This window comes from Microbacterium meiriae (assembly GCF_025143875.1).
Taxonomy (GTDB): domain Bacteria; phylum Actinomycetota; class Actinomycetes; order Actinomycetales; family Microbacteriaceae; genus Microbacterium; species Microbacterium meiriae.
The window spans coordinates 80,912-96,407 of record NZ_JAMBDU010000002.1 but is presented as its reverse complement, the minus strand read 5'-3'; the positions used below and the strand labels follow the sequence as shown (position 1 = coordinate 96,407).

Annotated in this window: 31 protein-coding genes and 1 tRNA gene; 30 read left to right on the top strand and 2 right to left on the bottom strand. The window is 61.5% G+C overall.

The window, feature by feature from the left end:
• Window positions 1-45 precede the first annotated feature (45 nt).
• The gene (locus M4D53_RS01950) at window positions 46-498 is read right to left on the bottom strand and encodes an ImmA/IrrE family metallo-endopeptidase (RefSeq protein ID WP_259951621.1); all 453 of its coding nucleotides are present in this window, start codon (window positions 496-498) and stop codon (window positions 46-48) included.
• Between the two features lie 7 nt (window positions 499-505).
• Complete coding sequence (locus M4D53_RS01945) at window positions 506-931, bottom strand: hypothetical protein (protein ID WP_259951619.1); 426 nt, start codon at window positions 929-931, stop codon at window positions 506-508.
• A 77-nt stretch (window positions 932-1,008) separates the two neighbouring features.
• Between M4D53_RS01945 and M4D53_RS01940 the strand changes: the two genes are divergently transcribed.
• The 30 genes from M4D53_RS01940 to M4D53_RS01805 all read left to right on the top strand — a co-directional run bounded on the left by M4D53_RS01940 (window position 1,009) and on the right by M4D53_RS01805 (window position 15,217).
• Window positions 1,009-1,344 (top strand): helix-turn-helix domain-containing protein, encoded by a 336-nt coding sequence (locus tag M4D53_RS01940; protein ID WP_259951618.1) that lies wholly within the window; start codon window positions 1,009-1,011, stop codon window positions 1,342-1,344.
• Window positions 1,345-1,952: 608 nt separating this feature from the next.
• On the top strand, window positions 1,953-2,084 hold the full coding sequence (locus M4D53_RS01935; protein ID WP_259951617.1) for a hypothetical protein: 132 nt from the start codon (window positions 1,953-1,955) through the stop codon (window positions 2,082-2,084).
• A 263-nt stretch (window positions 2,085-2,347) separates the two neighbouring features.
• On the top strand, window positions 2,348-2,620 hold the full coding sequence (locus tag M4D53_RS01930; protein ID WP_259951616.1) for a hypothetical protein: 273 nt from the start codon (window positions 2,348-2,350) through the stop codon (window positions 2,618-2,620).
• Window positions 2,620-2,865, top strand: coding sequence for a hypothetical protein (locus M4D53_RS01925; RefSeq protein ID WP_259951615.1), 246 nt, complete (start codon window positions 2,620-2,622; stop codon window positions 2,863-2,865). The genes M4D53_RS01930 and M4D53_RS01925 overlap by 1 nt, the downstream gene beginning before the upstream one ends.
• On the top strand, window positions 2,865-3,020 hold the full coding sequence (locus M4D53_RS01920; RefSeq protein ID WP_259951614.1) for a hypothetical protein: 156 nt from the start codon (window positions 2,865-2,867) through the stop codon (window positions 3,018-3,020). The genes M4D53_RS01925 and M4D53_RS01920 overlap by 1 nt, the downstream gene beginning before the upstream one ends.
• Complete coding sequence (locus tag M4D53_RS01915) at window positions 3,017-3,235, top strand: hypothetical protein (RefSeq protein WP_259951613.1); 219 nt, start codon at window positions 3,017-3,019, stop codon at window positions 3,233-3,235. The genes M4D53_RS01920 and M4D53_RS01915 overlap by 4 nt, the downstream gene beginning before the upstream one ends.
• Window positions 3,236-3,395: 160 nt before the next feature.
• Entirely contained in the window at window positions 3,396-3,695 is a 300-nt protein-coding gene (locus M4D53_RS01910; protein ID WP_259951612.1) for a hypothetical protein, read from the top strand.
• A gap of 186 nt (window positions 3,696-3,881) precedes the next feature.
• Complete coding sequence (locus M4D53_RS01905) at window positions 3,882-4,055, top strand: hypothetical protein (RefSeq protein ID WP_259951611.1); 174 nt, start codon at window positions 3,882-3,884, stop codon at window positions 4,053-4,055.
• Window positions 4,052-4,615: an HNH endonuclease gene (locus tag M4D53_RS01900; protein ID WP_259951610.1), complete on the top strand. Its 564-nt coding sequence runs from the start codon at window positions 4,052-4,054 to the stop codon at window positions 4,613-4,615. Before M4D53_RS01905 ends, M4D53_RS01900 begins: the two co-directional genes overlap by 4 nt.
• Window positions 4,616-4,622: 7 nt before the next feature.
• Entirely contained in the window at window positions 4,623-5,300 is a 678-nt protein-coding gene (locus tag M4D53_RS01895; RefSeq protein ID WP_259951609.1) for a lambda exonuclease family protein, read from the top strand.
• Window positions 5,301-5,430: 130 nt separating this feature from the next.
• Window positions 5,431-5,985: a hypothetical protein gene (locus tag M4D53_RS01890; RefSeq protein WP_259951608.1), complete on the top strand. Its 555-nt coding sequence runs from the start codon at window positions 5,431-5,433 to the stop codon at window positions 5,983-5,985.
• Entirely contained in the window at window positions 5,982-6,143 is a 162-nt protein-coding gene (locus M4D53_RS01885; protein ID WP_259951607.1) for a hypothetical protein, read from the top strand. The genes M4D53_RS01890 and M4D53_RS01885 overlap by 4 nt, the downstream gene beginning before the upstream one ends.
• Before the next feature lie 70 nt (window positions 6,144-6,213).
• Window positions 6,214-6,567, top strand: a complete 354-nt coding sequence (locus M4D53_RS01880; RefSeq protein ID WP_259951606.1) for a RusA family crossover junction endodeoxyribonuclease — start codon at window positions 6,214-6,216, stop codon at window positions 6,565-6,567.
• Entirely contained in the window at window positions 6,564-7,253 is a 690-nt protein-coding gene (locus M4D53_RS01875; RefSeq protein WP_259951605.1) for a DNA cytosine methyltransferase, read from the top strand. The genes M4D53_RS01880 and M4D53_RS01875 overlap by 4 nt, the downstream gene beginning before the upstream one ends.
• The gene (locus M4D53_RS17525) at window positions 7,208-7,516 is read left to right on the top strand and encodes a WhiB family transcriptional regulator (RefSeq protein WP_396818883.1); all 309 of its coding nucleotides are present in this window, start codon (window positions 7,208-7,210) and stop codon (window positions 7,514-7,516) included. The genes M4D53_RS01875 and M4D53_RS17525 overlap by 46 nt, the downstream gene beginning before the upstream one ends.
• A gap of 158 nt (window positions 7,517-7,674) precedes the next feature.
• Window positions 7,675-8,484 carry an HNH endonuclease gene (locus tag M4D53_RS01870; RefSeq protein WP_259951604.1) on the top strand — a complete coding sequence of 270 codons (810 nt, stop codon included), beginning with the start codon at window positions 7,675-7,677 and terminating at the stop codon, window positions 8,482-8,484.
• Window positions 8,485-8,611: 127 nt separating this feature from the next.
• Entirely contained in the window at window positions 8,612-9,394 is a 783-nt protein-coding gene (locus tag M4D53_RS01865; protein ID WP_259951603.1) for a hypothetical protein, read from the top strand.
• 121 nt (window positions 9,395-9,515) lie between these two features.
• Window positions 9,516-9,797: a hypothetical protein gene (locus M4D53_RS01860; protein ID WP_259951602.1), complete on the top strand. Its 282-nt coding sequence runs from the start codon at window positions 9,516-9,518 to the stop codon at window positions 9,795-9,797.
• The gene (locus M4D53_RS01855; protein WP_259951601.1) at window positions 9,794-9,997 is read left to right on the top strand and encodes a hypothetical protein; all 204 of its coding nucleotides are present in this window, start codon (window positions 9,794-9,796) and stop codon (window positions 9,995-9,997) included. Before M4D53_RS01860 ends, M4D53_RS01855 begins: the two co-directional genes overlap by 4 nt.
• On the top strand, window positions 9,990-10,229 hold the full coding sequence (locus tag M4D53_RS01850) for a glutaredoxin domain-containing protein (protein ID WP_259951600.1): 240 nt from the start codon (window positions 9,990-9,992) through the stop codon (window positions 10,227-10,229). The genes M4D53_RS01855 and M4D53_RS01850 overlap by 8 nt, the downstream gene beginning before the upstream one ends.
• A complete protein-coding gene (locus M4D53_RS01845; protein WP_259951599.1) occupies window positions 10,222-10,629 on the top strand; it encodes a hypothetical protein in 408 nt (135 codons plus the stop codon). The genes M4D53_RS01850 and M4D53_RS01845 overlap by 8 nt, the downstream gene beginning before the upstream one ends.
• Window positions 10,613-10,936: a hypothetical protein gene (locus M4D53_RS01840; protein WP_259951598.1), complete on the top strand. Its 324-nt coding sequence runs from the start codon at window positions 10,613-10,615 to the stop codon at window positions 10,934-10,936. Before M4D53_RS01845 ends, M4D53_RS01840 begins: the two co-directional genes overlap by 17 nt.
• A gap of 333 nt (window positions 10,937-11,269) precedes the next feature.
• A complete protein-coding gene (locus M4D53_RS01835) occupies window positions 11,270-11,536 on the top strand; it encodes a hypothetical protein (protein WP_259951597.1) in 267 nt (88 codons plus the stop codon).
• Window positions 11,533-12,189, top strand: coding sequence for a DUF7341 domain-containing protein (locus M4D53_RS01830; protein ID WP_259951596.1), 657 nt, complete (start codon window positions 11,533-11,535; stop codon window positions 12,187-12,189). The genes M4D53_RS01835 and M4D53_RS01830 overlap by 4 nt, the downstream gene beginning before the upstream one ends.
• 293 nt (window positions 12,190-12,482) lie before the next feature.
• Window positions 12,483-12,556: transfer RNA gene (locus tag M4D53_RS01825), tRNA-Leu, on the top strand.
• 177 nt (window positions 12,557-12,733) lie between these two features.
• Window positions 12,734-12,967, top strand: coding sequence for a hypothetical protein (locus tag M4D53_RS01820; protein ID WP_259951595.1), 234 nt, complete (start codon window positions 12,734-12,736; stop codon window positions 12,965-12,967).
• Window positions 12,964-14,175: a hypothetical protein gene (locus tag M4D53_RS01815; protein ID WP_259951594.1), complete on the top strand. Its 1,212-nt coding sequence runs from the start codon at window positions 12,964-12,966 to the stop codon at window positions 14,173-14,175. Before M4D53_RS01820 ends, M4D53_RS01815 begins: the two co-directional genes overlap by 4 nt.
• A gap of 134 nt (window positions 14,176-14,309) precedes the next feature.
• Complete coding sequence (locus M4D53_RS17560) at window positions 14,310-14,537, top strand: DUF7455 domain-containing protein (RefSeq protein WP_522711763.1); 228 nt, start codon at window positions 14,310-14,312, stop codon at window positions 14,535-14,537.
• A gap of 252 nt (window positions 14,538-14,789) precedes the next feature.
• A complete protein-coding gene (locus M4D53_RS01810) occupies window positions 14,790-15,050 on the top strand; it encodes a hypothetical protein (protein WP_259951593.1) in 261 nt (86 codons plus the stop codon).
• The gene (locus tag M4D53_RS01805; protein WP_259951592.1) at window positions 15,047-15,217 is read left to right on the top strand and encodes a hypothetical protein; all 171 of its coding nucleotides are present in this window, start codon (window positions 15,047-15,049) and stop codon (window positions 15,215-15,217) included. Before M4D53_RS01810 ends, M4D53_RS01805 begins: the two co-directional genes overlap by 4 nt.
• Window positions 15,218-15,496 lie beyond the last annotated feature (279 nt).

Genomic DNA, 15,496 nt, shown 5'->3' with positions numbered 1-15,496 from the left:
ATTCAACGATTTTGACCCCCCGATGTAGGCACGCCTACACCCCGCCTACGCCAACACCGCCTTGTGAGCCCACTGATTGATGCCCATCCGGGCGCTCGAGTACGTGATCCCACGCAACCTCGTCAGACAGTGCGTCTCATACGCGTGGATCGCATCGACCGACACACTGAACTCATCCGCCAACCAATGCTGATCCGGGTTGATGGCCTCGAGCCGCGCATACTCCACCGGGTCGATGAGCAGCCGGGCCGCGTACGCGTTCGCCTGACGCTCAGCAGAGTCCCGATCAGCAGGGCCGGTGCATCTGTGGTCGTAGTACGCGTGACCGCACTCGTGAGCCAGCACCCACCGCGATTGAGCGAGGGTCATACCCAAGCGGACGACGATCCGCCTCTGCCGCGGGAGAAAGTACCCGAGGAGATCCGGGTCATCTTCGATCGGCGCGAAGTGAACCTGGGCGCCGAGCGAACCAGCGTGGCGTATCAGATCGCGCAGCATATCCCCCCTATTCGGCGTGCGGCTTGTCCGCTTCGTTGCGTCCTCGGTAAGCCGCAAGCTCTAGCTCGCTCTGACGCAAGAACGACTCTTCCTCCTGCGTCAGCACGTTCACATCATCGTCGAGGTCACCGACATAGAACCGAACCGGAGGCGTAGCAGACCCTTCCGCATGGAGGCGCGCGTACTCGATGAGTCGGAAAGGTGTTATCCCGAGCAGGTCTGTAGAGATCCAGTCGATGTCGCTCGTGGTGAGGATCTTCTTGCCGTTGAAAATCTCTGCCCACCACGAGTTGGCGCGCTTGCTTGCTGGCTGCTCCGAGACTTTTCGGACGGACACGCCAGACCGCGCGCGCACGTGCTCAAGGTAGCGCGTTATCTCCTGAGCGAACTGCGAGTTGGCGGCTGTCAGCCCAACTGTCGGCTTGTGTCCCATGTGAGAAGCGTACTCAATTACGGACTCGTTTGTCACACTCGCTTGCGCTGTCCGTAAATATGGACAACAATGAAGACATGCCAGCAACCACGGATACGTTCTCCGCCTCGATCGCATCAGCGGTCAGAGCGGAACTGGGACGACAGGGCAAGAAGCTCACCGACCTCACCGCCCCGCTTGGCCTCAGCCGGCCGACCATCTCGGGCAGACTCAACGGGCACACCCCGTTCACCGCTGACGAGCTCGACAAAGTCGCGAGTTTCCTCGGCATCACCGCATACGACCTCATCGACTCCGCCGCTCTCGGTAGGAGATTCGCTGAGTCGAATCCTTCCCCTGAAGCGTCGAGTTTCACTCCGCCTCAGGATGCATGGGCTCAACCCTCCCGTTCCCGGTCGAGGAGAGCATCGTGAGCGATTACCTCTGCCCCTCCTGTTCGGGCAACGACCTCTACTACGCGATGTCGTGGTGTGCGTCGTGCGGGTGGCCCAAGCCCAACTCGACGTTGGCCCACGAGAACTTCGCTCGGGACAGCGCGTGTAGGTGGTGCGCTCTCTCCGGCTGATCCCCGTCACCAGATCCGGCTGGTAGGTCGCACTGATCTACCCGTCACTCAGTGCACCCAAAAACAGGGTGCACGCACAACTAAATCCCGCCCCCATCCCGCGTTATACCGACCGGCTAAGGGGAGATCGGGCGAACTACATAGAGGTAAGCGTCAAGCCGATGGCCGGCCACCAAGGGGTGGTTCCGCGGATGGTGTGAGGCCCATTCCTTGGTTGGGATGGCGGCTCCGTCTCGTGAGGGCGGGGTGTGGAGTAATTCAAGGCTCTCACGGGCCGGTGATCTAACGAGTCCAGGCTTCCCCGTTCGGGGTGGCGGTTACCGGTCTAGAACTTCTCGTGCGCTTCGGCTGGTGCATATGCGGGGAGATGGAGGGCCTGGCGGGTGGAGGGCATACTCCGGGGTTCGAGTCCCCGGCATCCACGTTTTATGGCACAAGACACATAAGGAGCACGACATGGATGCTGCGAAGTTTGAGGTCTGCGACCGAGGGATTGCCATCGCTTGGTTCGTCATTGAGGACGACGCTTGGGACTTCATCGGGGCTCAGCGTTTCCAGTATCGCTATGAAGTCCGGCCGGTGTCCTGATGTTCTCGCTCATTCAGCGGCTGTTGGTGTTGCGTCGGGATAGGCGTTTGCGGGTTGCGGGGTTCCTGGTCGAAACGGCCGCCTACCAACGCGCACTACACAAGGAAGGCCACTGATGTTCACGGTTGAGGGGTGTGAGAAGTGTGTCCTGGCGAACGCTCACGGTGGGCCGGGTCACAACAACCAGACGTCACGGTGCCAGTACCTCAGATTCGGGTACACGGTGCCCCATTGCACATGCCGAGCGTGCTGGGGGTGAACGCATGGATGACCTGATCGAGCGGGTGGCGGCGGCGATGTTTGAGGCCCCCGCACCCGACGCCCGCGACGCCCCCAAAACACCCTGGCCACCCAAACACCCGGACGACCGCGCATGGTGGATCACCCGCGCACAGGCCGCCATCAACACGATCGCAGGTCCCGTGTGGGCGGAAGGCGCGTTGTGGGCTGCCGTGGAATGCGGTGCGATCCGAGACGAGACCGAACGCTGGCTGGCACCCGGAGACAACCCGTACACGATCAAAGGAGAACCGTGATGGAGAACTTCGAGTACCGGTTGGTTGGTCGACTCGTTGACGGAGACCAATGGGAATGGGAGCGTACCACCTCCCTTCAAGGAGCACAGGCCCGAGCCGCTGCGCTTCAAGCGGCCGAAGACAAGCTGGTGCAAACAGGTCTGCTTCTCGCGGAGGACAAGCTGACCTACTCGATCGAGCGGCGACCCATCCCACCCGAACCCGAGTGGGAACCCTACAACCCGACAAGCGGCGAGGAGTCGTGATGGAAGACCGTATTTTCCGTGAGCTCGCGGAGGGCATGCAGGCGCACACGATGTGGCGTATCGGTTTGGTGGACATGTGGGACGAGATCGAACGACTCATCCTCAAACGGCCCGTCCGATTCCTCACCGAACAACAGAGAGAAGCACTCCGATGAGCGACACCGAGAAGAAGCAATGGATGCAGGCGCTCGTATGCATCTGGGCCGTACCGGGCATCCTGTGTGCTCTTTACGCGCTGACAGGGCCACCGCCGGCCGGGGAAGGTGCCCTGCGTGTGCTCCTCGGCTGGTACTTCATCGGAACTACCGCCGCCTACGGGTTAATCGCATCCTGGCGAGCTGCGTACATCGCGGGACGGAAGAGGCGATGACCACGCTCAGGTTTGCGGCGTTCACACTCGCCGCCCTCTCCCTCGGGTGTATCGCCGTCACCCCCAACAGCCCCGCAACCCTCTGGTTGACGGGGCTCTTCTTTACCTTCTTCGCCATCGTCTGCCTGACATGCCGCGAACCCAAAACCAGGAGACGACCATGAACTTTTACGAAGAGAGCCTGAAAACAGCATTCATATCGAGCGCTGGGGTTGGTGTCCGTGACCGCGGAGACGGGGCCATCGAGATCACTACCGCCTTCGGGTGGGCACTCGCGCTACCTATCGATGCCGCGAAAGCGGTTAGAGAGTTCCTTCAACACGAACCTGCTCAGGCACCTCCCGCCCCAACTGCCATAGTTTCGGCGCGCAGTGCGGGTAAGACACAAGAACTGGTGAATCAAATCCTTGCCCAGGCCAACGAACGAGGCATACGGGTTGAGGTCGTTTATCCGCAATAGGAGAGGCCATGACGACTCTTGACGAAGCACTCGACCGGTTGGCGCAGGAACAGGCATACCTCAACCACGCCCAACACGGCAACAACCCCACAGCCATCGCACTCGCACAATCACACGTCCGTTACTGGGAATCCGTAGTGGCACAGAAACGACTCGAAGACGCCGGCGGATGGAAAGGACCACACCATGACTAGTCGTGTCCGTGTTGCCCACACCGAATCCGGATGCTGGGGCGTCTACCGCGGCACCTACATGCTCACCATCTACCCACCCGACATGTGGGTCCACGCATACCGGGCAGCACGCAACGAAGCCATCTACCAGAACCTCGGCATCACCGGAATCGAGATCAACCCATGACGCTCACGACGTACGCCGAGCTCGAACAGGGTGAAGTTTGGCGCGCTGTACCCGGATTCGAGGGCTACGAGGTGAGCAACCTCGGTCGAGTTCGATCCTTCCGGCGTCATGGCGGAAGGGCGCGCGGACTCACCAATGCGGCTAGACAGAAAAGCCTGCATGTCGGAGCGACCGGCTATCTCTGTGTAACTCTCCAGAAGCCTGACGGCAACCGGTGCAGCAAGTATCCCGTTCACTCTCTTGTTGCCGCGGCTTTCCTGGGACCACGCCCGGACGGTATGCAGGTAGCCCACTCTGATGGCGACCGGCAGAATGCCCGACTCGACAACCTTCGGTATGCGACTGCGACCGAGAACGCCACAGACAAGCGCCGGCACGGCACAGACACCCCGGGCGAGCGCAACGGTATGCACAAGCTCACGGATGCATCAGTGCGAGAGATCCGCCGCCTTCGATCTCAGGGTGCGGTGCAGACAGACCTAGCGAAGAAATTCGGTGTCTCGAGAGCCGCTATCCAGTTCGTTCTCAACGGCCAGCATTGGTCTCATGTAAAGGATTGAAGCAAGCATGAATGTGCGCATCTACGAAGACCTAGAACAGGGCAGCGAATCCTGGCTGGCTGCGAGATGTGGTCTACTCACCGCATCCACCATCGGCCGCCTCATCACCCCCACCACCCTCAAAGTCGCGGACAACGAAACGTCACGCGGCCTCACCATGCAACTCGCCGCCGAACGCATCACAGGACACGTCGACTTCGTGTACCCGACCGAAGACATGCAACGGGGAACAGACGACGAACCGTTCGCGCGTGATGCCTACGCCGAGCACTTCGCACCCGTCGAACAGGTCGGGTTCATGGTCCGCGACTTCGGAAGCTACAAGATCGGCTACTCACCAGACGGCCTCGTGGGGGATGACGGGCTGATTGAGATCAAGTCCCGTCGCCCCAAGGAACACCTCAAGACCGTACTCAAAGGGTTGCCGCCACTCGAGAACATGGCCCAAATGCACGCGGGGATGCTCGTCAGCGATCGCGACTGGTGCGACTACGTGTCATACAGCGCCGGCCTCCCACTCTGGGTCAAACGCGTCCACCCCGACCAGCGCTGGACAGATGCCATCCACGCCGCCGCCGAGACGTTCGAGATCAACGTCACCAACATCGTCAACAACTTCACCACCGCCACCGCCGGTCTACCCATGACCGAACGGCGGGCAAGCATCGAGGAGATCACATTCTGATGGATCGATGCTCAAAGGGCCACTGCCCACTGTGTACCGGGCGTTTGCCTACCTGCTGCGAGTGCGGCGAGGTGTTCCCGCCGTGGCATCCAGATATCCAAGGCAAGTACATAGACGGAGAGGTCTACTAATGGACATCACTGATGCCCTCGCGCCGAACAGTGACCAGCTCGACGCGATCGAACTCGTCACGCCTCGCACGTTCACCATCGCTGCCGGAGGACGCCTGGCCCTCCGCGACGGCAAGACCGTAGCGGAAATCGCACTCGAAGGCTTCCCCCGCGTATGGCGACCCAGCAAAGGCATGCTCGACGTGCTCGCCCGATGCTGGGGGTCCGACGCGAAACAGTGGGTCGGCCGCCGCGTCACCCTCTACAACGACCCCGACGTCATGTTCGGCAAAGACCGCGTAGGTGGCATCCGAGTGAGCCACCTGTCACACATTGATGGCCCGCAGACGGTGAACATTCGTGCGTCTGGCAGAGGACGTTCGCCGAAGCCGTGGAAGGTCGAACCCCTCGCCGACACCCCCGTAGACCCCGCGGTGGTTGATGCTGCACACGCCGCCATCAACCAGGCAACCACCACACAGAAACTCGACGAGATCGCCGCACACGCAACACTCATCGGCATCCACAACCAGGTGAAAGACGCAATCGAACAGCGGCGGAAGGAACTCGAATGAAAGACACAGAGCGACTGGCAGACGTGATCAATCGCTTCGCCGAACGACACGGAGCCCTGATGCTCGGCGGAGACGACTTCGGCATTCCCGCGGACGCCATCGACCGACTTGCCGACCACATCCTCTCTGCCGGGTACGCGCAACGAATCACCAACTGACGACTCAACAAACCTTGAGGGCGCGCAACCGATCAGGATGCGCGCCCTCACTGCACCCCAGGAGACAAACATGACGGTGCTCACATTCGACTGGCCCAGACCGCCACTCAACGCAAACCAACGCCTCCACTGGGCGCAGAAAGCCAAACTCACACGACAGATCCGCGAATGGACTGACGCACTAGCGGGCGCAAACGACATCGCCCCCAAGACTCACGTCACCGTGCAGCTCACATGGGTCGTCACAGACAAACGCCGCCGCGACTCAGACAACATCTACCCCACCTTCAAAGCCATGTGCGACGGGCTCGTAGACGCCGGCATCGTCCCCGACGACACCCCCCAGTACATGGACAAACGCGCGCCTCTCATCCGCCACGAACCAGGCGGCATCGCACGACTCGAACTCGAGGTGACCACGTGAGCCGGCCCAGACTGCTCGACCTGTTCTGCTGCGCGGGAGGCGCCGGCGAAGGGTACGCGCGAGCAGGATTCGACGTCGTAGGCGTAGACGTATCACCGCAACCGCGATACCCGCACGAGTTCCACCAGGCCGACGCAATCGCCTTCGTCCTCGAGCATGGCCGCGAGTTCGATGTGATTCACGCGTCGCCGCCCTGCCAGGTGTACAGCATCACCGCGAACAGCCACTCCGTGGAACACCCGGATCTGCTCGCTCCGACCCGTGACGCCCTCGTCGAAGTGGGCCGGCCGCACATCATCGAGAACGTCGTCGGCGCCCCCCTCCAGAACCCGGTGATGCTCTGTGGCAGCATGTTCGGACTCTCAGCACCCGACGTTGACGGAGTGGAGTTGCAGCTGCAACGACACCGCCTGTTCGAAACGTCCTTCCCAATCGGTCTAGCACCGGCCCCGTGCGCGCACGATAGCCGGCCAGTCGGTGGCTCCTACAAGGGATCACGCCACCGCAAGCCCGAGCACCGGGACAACCCCGACAGGCGCGGCGGATACACCCCGGCGCTCAGCGTGCGAGGCGAACTGCTCGGCATCGACTGGATGAACGAACACGAGCTCGCACAAGCTATACCGCCCGTGTACACGGAATGGATCGGCCAGCGGGCAATGGAAGCCATAGGAGTGACAGCATGACGATCCGTGTGTATACGGAGGACAACCTGACCCCGGAAACGTGGATGCGAGACGCTGCCTGTGCCACCACAAACCCCGAACTCTGGTTCCCCCTCCACGGCGACAAACCAACAGCGGACGAAGCGAAACGCATCTGCCGCGAAACATGCCCCGTCCAAGCCCAATGCCTCGAGTTCGCGTTACGCACAGGCCAGTCAACCGGCATCTGGGCCGGGTACTCCGCGAAGTCGTTGCAAGCAATCAGGAGAAGGAGCGCCGCATGAGTTACCTGACAGCACCGGGCGCGATCCCGACCACGTACGCCCGCGAACAGCCCGCATGCGGTCGCTGCCCACGCTGCCACCCCGGCAAGAACTGGGGTGGCGACGAAGCATGCCGCATCAACACCTGCACATGCCACAAGAGAGAGGCAGGATGAACTATGGCTGTCACTAAGCGCACGCGATTCGAGGTCCTCCGCCGCGACAAGCACACCTGCCAATACTGCGGTGAGAAGGCGCCCGACGTGACACTGCAAATCGATCACGTGGTCCCGGTTGCTCTAGGCGGGGATGACAAGCCGTCCAACCTCGTCACCGCCTGCCGCGATTGCAACTCAGGGAAGTCGTCGATCCCGCAAGACTCGCCCATTGTGCAGGGACTCTCAGAACGTGCGGCAGCGTACGCGCTCGGGATGATCGACAAGATGACGCGGTTTAGGCAGGATCTTGAGTCGCTGGAGGACTACGAGGCTGAGTTCCGCGAGATGTGGGACGTGTGGGGCGTGGGGGAGGGGGAGGACCGCCAACAGGTACCGCTCCCTCACGACTACAGGATGACGCTGTTTCGATGGAAGCAGATGGGCATCCCCGTCTCCGCGTACGAACTGGCAATCCCTGTCGCCATGCTGCGCCACCAGGTGAAGCAGCCTGACAAGTTCTCCTACTTCGCAGGTGTCATCTGGAACATGGTGAACGAACGCGAGATTGACTACAGCGTCACCTCCGATACTGCCGCTGTCTACACCGCCGCAGAGGCAGAGTCCTACTCCGACGATTCCTGGCACCACGGTTTCGACGCTGGCAAGCGGCGGGGTCTAGCAGAAGCGCGAGAGAACGAGATCATGAACGATCTCCTCGCACATCACATCGACAACTCGTTCCCATTCGGTGAGGTAAACCCCTTCACCAACCAGTGGGAGTTCAAGGGGGTGAAGCTCGTTGGCGCGCGACAGAGCGAATATCCGGACTGACATCTGGAACGACGACGACTTCCGAAGTCTCAGTCCACACGCCCAACTGCTGTACTTGCAGCTCCTCACATCGGCCACCCTCACATACGCGGGGGTGGCCGATTGGCGTCCTAAGCGGATCGCAGCGTTGGCAGCCGGCCGCACCCCGAAGCAGACCGAAGACGCCGCCCAGGAGCTCGCAGACGGCCTGTTCGTCGTCATCGACGAGGAGACAGAGGAAGTTCTGATCCGGTCGTTCCTGAAACACGACGGCCTGCTGCAGAAGCCGAACGTCACCAAGGCGATGGTCACCGCCTACGGGCAGGTGTACTCGATGGCACTCAAGGGTGTGATCGTGCACGAGCTGAACCGGCTCCACGACAAGTTCCCTGACTGGCGCGGGTTCGTTCTCCCGGAGGTTCAAGCACTACTCGGGAACCGTTCGGTTAACCCTTCCGAGTTGGTTTCGAACCGTTCCCCGAACCCTTCCGAAAAGAAGGCCCCACTACTTACTACTAACTACTTACTACTGGCGACTGACAACCACCTACCCGCGATCGGTGAACGATCGCTCGAGAGTGAGTTCGAAAGAGCCTATGAGTGGTGGCCGAAGAAGACGGAGAAGAAGCGTTCGTTGGCGAAGTTCTTGAGCCTCGCGAAGACGATGAACGTGGACGCCCTGGTGGCGGACATCATCCGGTTCGGGAAGGCGTACACGGATACGACCGACAAGAGGTATGTGCCGGCGCTTGTCGTCTGGTTGAACGGTGAGCGGTGGAACGACGAACCACCCGTTGCGGACACGGCGGCGATCAATGCGCAGTGGGATGCGGCGATGCGTGAACAGGTTGATCCGTGCGCGGGTGGTCATAAGTGGGCTGTGGATGGGTCGTGTGTTCGTTACCCGTGCCCGGCGAGGAGAGGCGAATGAGTGGTCCGGTGTCTGCGTGTCCGAGGTGTGGGTTGCGTCGTGAGGCCAGGACAACGGCGGCGTTGTGTGCGTCGTGCCGGTCGGTCCTCACACCCGAAGAACTAAAACTATGGAGGAACTGATGGAGATCAAGCTGAACATCTCCGACCGGGAGTGGTGGCATCTCGTCAACGCTCTCGAAGACCGCGACGTGAAGATCTCAGACCTTGCCGTCGTCGGGTTCAGGGAAGCGCGCGGCGTGACCCGTGACGATCTGCTTCAGGCGTTCGTGAAGGCCGGTCTGCCGGATGCGGATATCGCTGACCGGCTGGGCATGTTCGTGTACCAGGTGGCTGAGCGGCGGCGTTGGTTCGGGCTGAAGGCGAACCGTCGTCCGGCGAACTGGGGGAGGCAGGCCGCATGAAGGTCATTGACTGGATCACAGAGCCCATCCGAGCCATGTTCGACACGCTTGCCACAACCGACGACATCGCGCTCACACTCCGCGGACTGGGATGGGGGCCGGAGGAACTCGAAGCTCTGCGCATGTTTGCTCAGATCGGCGGGACGGCAGACGACCTTCGACTGTTCACCGAAGCGCTTAGGAAGGTGACGGATGACTGAGGTTGTTGTGTACACCCAACCCAACTGTCAACCCTGCAAAGCCACACTCCGCAGGTTCAACACGGCAGGCATCGAGGTGAAGGAGGTCGCCGCGGACGACTACAGGCCCCTGCTGAAAGCGATGGGTCACATGACCGCCCCCGTCGTGATGACGGGGGAGAAGCACTGGTCTGGTTACCGCCCTGACCTCATCGACGAAACCATCAACACAAGGAGAAACAGCAATGGCTGACATTCAGGTCCGATCCGCGTTCGTCGACAAGGTGCTAGTTGGCACAGATGGTGCGTGGGGACTCAAGACCAGCGAACCCCACTCGCGGAAGAACGAGAACGGCGGTTACGACACCACCGGGCGCACCTTCCGAACCATCCGCGGCAAGAACATCGACTGGACCCAGTTCCAGGAGAAGGACCGGATCTCGTTCTTCGGCCGTGAAGAGACCGTCGAACGGGAACACGAGGGCAAGAAGTATTACGACCTGCTCGTGTGGGTTGACGGGGTGACGGTGCTGCGGAACACGGGCCAGTCTCGTCCGGCGCCCACACCCGAACCCTGGCAGACACCGGGCGCATCCACCCAGACCGACGCATGGGCAACACCGGGGAGCTACAGCGATGACACACCTTTCTGAACTGATCGCAGAGCTCCGCAAAGGAGACGGCAACGGTTGCGAACGATCGAACTGGCTCATGCAGGAAGCCGCCGACGCACTCATGGCAAACCAGGGCGCGATCGTCAACAGCATCATCGAACGCACACGAACCGTGGAGCCGCAGGGCGAGCCGTCCGACGCGCAGGACATCATCGTGCAGGAAGTGTCTCGCCTCGCGGGCCTGCGGCTGTTGCGCCGCTACTCCGGCTTCTCCGATCACTGGTGGGACGAGCTGGTTGGCGGCATAGCGCGTGTCGCTCTGCGTGCTGCTGGGGGTGCGCGATGAGCCGGGCAATGACCCTTCGGATGCCGGACGCGCTCCATGAGGCGCTGCGAACGCGGGCGTTCATGGAGCGGACCAGCATCACCGCGCTAGTGATCGATGCGCTCACACGGGACGTGGAGAAGCCTGGAACGCTGTGCGATGAGCGAACTTGCTGGAACGAGCCGACTCGGGTCACGGCCGGCGGGATGCACTTCTGCGCTGAGCATGGCCCTGCTGGGGGTGCGCGATGACTTTGCCGCCGTTGTGGCGTTGTCCGTCGTGTCCGGTCATCCTTGTCGGCCCACAGATCGACGGTGCACGGAAACACACACTTGAACACGAAAGCGAGAACCCATGACCGCCTACTACATCGATAAGCATTCTCCCGACCTCGGTAGCTACCAGTTCTTCCAGCACTCTCAGACGCGAGAGTGGCAGTGGACATGGCGCGAGGTGGCAAAGGGTGTCGAGTACACCGATGACAGCACATGGTTTGGATCACTTGCGGAGGCCATGCGTGATGCGGCGAACGACTGGGAGAGCAACGGCAACAGCAGTAACAGTCGATTCGCTGGCATGCTCCGAGGTCTGGCGGCAAAGGCAGAGAAGAGGAACCCATGACCGAACTGTCCGATGGGATGGCCCGACTGATCGGACCATGGACCCTCACCGTGACCGTCGACAATCACGACAGACAGCAACACTTCCCGCCCCTCGTCGACTGGCTCGCGAGACTCGTCACCCCCTCCAACAACAGCCGCGGCGGGGGAGGATCACCAGCAACCCGTAACCTTGTCGACGCAATCGCCCTCGACCTCCTCATGCACATCCAGGACGTCACCCGGGCGTGGTTGCAGGAATGGGGCGTCCAGGTCGCCGGCGAACTCAAACTCGACCTACGCGGATTCTGGGACCGACTGCACGCCCTCCACAACACCGGCGACATCGACGAGTACATGTACGAACGGCTTTACGCATACCCGGACACGTGGGCGGCGAAAGTGTGGGATCTCATCGAACCACCCAAACAGGTTCCGTTGCGATCATCCGAATGCCCCAGGTGCGGCGTCGGTAAAGTCACCAACGCGGAAGGCGAGTCATCCGACAACCTTCGCATCAGCGCACGCGTTGGGCACGAAATCACCGCCGAATGCCGAAACCATGAATGCGCTGCGGTATGGGTGGGGCGTGAAGGGCTCATCGAACTCGGCCGCGCAATCGGAGTAGAAATCGACTTCGACACGCTCACCAAAGTGGTAGCAGAACTCGGGTAACATCTGCTATCCTGAATATGCCTAGAAGGAGTGTCTAAACTCCACGAAGCATAGTTCCCCGTCGTCATCTGTGACTGGCGGGGTTTTTTGTTCCTCCCGGTCGGCTCATGGAATGACCCGTGGCGAATGGTCGGTCGAGGACAAGCCGGGTCGACGCCGGCGAAAACAGGTGCACAAGAACGCACCCGACAAACACACGACAGCCCCACCGACCGTTAGCCCCACGCTTACAGGTCAAAGCGCGCACCCCGTCGTGTCATAACCCGAAGCAGCCACCGCGCTTGGTCGGGTACGCCGCTCTAGCCCAACCGGTAGAGGCAACGGGCTCAAAATCCGTCCAGTCTGGGTCCGAATCCCAGGAGCGGTACGCGGGTATCAGGCACCCCCGCACAACAGCGACTGTTCCCACGCCTGAAGTCGGAACACTCGCGCAACGGCATGCGCCCTGTCTTGGTTGCCCCTTGACCGCCTCTGCCGTCCTCTTCATAACTTCACACGGCATGTTCACGGCTTATGCCCAAACCGGCTATGAAAGGTGACCCCAGTGTCGCTCTCAACCCGTCTCGCGGCACCGCCCGCGCCCAAAGCCAACCAAACCATCCTCAACCGGTGGTACGAAGACCTCGAAGCGGAAGACAAGCTCGCCGTATCCAACGCCATCACGGACAGCGCATGGCGTCACGTGGACCTCCTCGCAGCCCTCATCGACGAAGGCATGCCCGAGGTTGCCGACACCACGTTCGGTGTGTGGCGCAGACGGATGGGATACACGAAGTGAGCATCGCGGACCGCCTCTCCGAAGCGCCCGACAAGGACACGGCGAAGGAGAACGGCGACTTCAGGTACGGGCCAGACGGCGCCGTCATCGGGGGCGACTTCACCGGCATCCGCTCCGAAGGCCCTCTGACCAACTGGGATCACGTCTTCGAGAAGTTCATGCTCGACCCCGAACTCTTCGAGATCATCGGGGACACGGTCCGCGCATCCACCTGGCAGTCGTCCAAGCGAACCGAAGACGGCAACCGCGACATCGTAAACCTGTTCTCATACAGGGCTTCGTTTCGCCGGAAGACCACCAACGCGGTCACCGAAGCTGACATCACCGAAGCGCAGAAACGCGCACGGGCATGGAAGCTCCCGCGCCGCATCCCCGGAAGCGGCCTCGGCGAACCCGTAGCCGCGATCCTCAACCTCTCCGACATGCAACTCGGGAAGTCTGAGGGCGGCGGGATCGACGCAACCCTCGACCGCCTCTACGACGGCCTCGAGAACTTCCAGACCGAAGTTGTCCGGCAGCGAAAGCACCGCAACGTCACCGAGCTCGTCATCGTCAACAACGGTGACCCGTTCGAAGGCATCGCCGGCAACTACACGTCGCAGACGCACACGGTACAAGCTGGCCTCCGCGGCCAGATGAACCTTGTCCTGGACGTGTGGTCAGCGTACGCACGCGAACTGTACCCAGCATTCGACAAGGGCCAGTTCGTTTCCGTGCTCTGCAACCACACCGAGTTCGGTCGTCAAGGTGGGTCGGCGAAGTCGATCACTTCCGACTCCGACAACGGGGGAGCGTTCCTCGCCGAAACCCTGCAACGCGTGCTCCACGCAACTCCCGGTTTCGATCACGTCGACTTCACCATCCCGCACGACGAGATGAACGTGTACACGACCGCCGCGAACGTGCCCATGGGGTTCAACCATGGCCACAAGATCCCAGGCAGCGACGCGGCCGGGTTCGAGAAGTGGTTGAACGGTCAAGCCCGCGGCGACCAGCGTGCACACGAAGCACGCATCTGGGTCACCGCGCACCGCCACAACTTCCAGGCATGGGATCTCGGATCAACGTTCGGTTTCTCGTGCCCGTCTTGTGATGGCGGGTCGAAGTGGTTGCGGGACACGACGGGGAAGTTCTCCCGGTCCGGAATCATCACTTTCCTGGTTGGCGAACACCACCCCCTTGGGTGGTCAGACGTCGCCTTCATCTAAGCCTCCCACCTCCCACGCAACAGCCACAGGGCAACAGCCACACATGTAGGGCAACCGGCGTCGAGGAACGGTGGGCAGAACCAAACGGGGCCGGAACACCAACCAAGTGTTCCGGCCCCAACACATGCCGTCACATGGCACCCGCGCAGAAAACCCCCGAGATGGGAGCTGATGTGAATGGCATCGACACCGAGGACTACTCCCTAGCAACCTGCGACGCGTGCGGGATCAGCGTTCGAGGCAAAGCAGTCTTCGCACTCCCGAGCGGCCGCACACTCGTCTACTGCGGACACCACGCCCGGAAATACGCAGACGCCGCCCGTTCTATGGGCGCCCTCATCGTAGAACTCACACCCGCCTAGAAAGGCACGCTCAATGGAGAGCACCAGAGACCTCATCCGTGACCTCGCCATCATCCACATGGAGGGCGAGGGGGATTGGCAGTGTGTGTGCGCCCCAGCAGGAGACGACGATGACGCCTGATTGCACGGCCACGCACATCCTCGACCACGACTCCCTCGACTGCCACCTCACCAACGGTCACGCCGGCCCACACAAAGGCCACGCGGTCGACGGCGACTACTGGTGGCAGAAAGAACCCACAAGGACACGTCATGAGTGACGAAACCAGAGCAAAACTCGACGAAGCCATCAACGCACACGTCGCCGAAAACTTCCCCGGCTACTACACCACCGCATGGGTCGTCATCGCAGCATCAACCGCACTCGACCGCCCCGACTCCACCAACTACCGACTCTTCTCACCCAACAGCCAACCCTTCCACGTCGACAACGGGCTCATCACAGTAGGCGCGAAGATCCTCGAGGACTCGTGGGACGACGCCGACGATGACCTGGACGACGAGGACGAATGATGCGCACCCTCACATGGACCGCCATCACACTCACCGCGATCATCCTCGCCTACATCCTCCGCCGACCCGCACTCAACTGGGCCTTCAGCCACGACCTTGACCAGCCCGAAACACCAGAAGGTTGGACACCCAAAATGCGCACCTGGATCAACGGGACCGAACAGTGACCACCACGTGTGCACGATGCGGACGACCCGCCACCTACCCGGCCAACGGGACCACCACATGCGTCTGCGGAAACCGAATCCACGGCACAACCACCGGAGCACACGCATGACCGAACCCGAATACGCGTGCGTCTCCTGCGACACCGTGTGGAACTCCCAATCCGCCAGCGACCGTTGCTGCGACAACGACGACCTAACCGGCTACGACCCGAGCAGGAACCGGCTCAGCTACCGACTCTCCTACGACTGAACTCCGCACCCACACAACCCCCAGTAGCA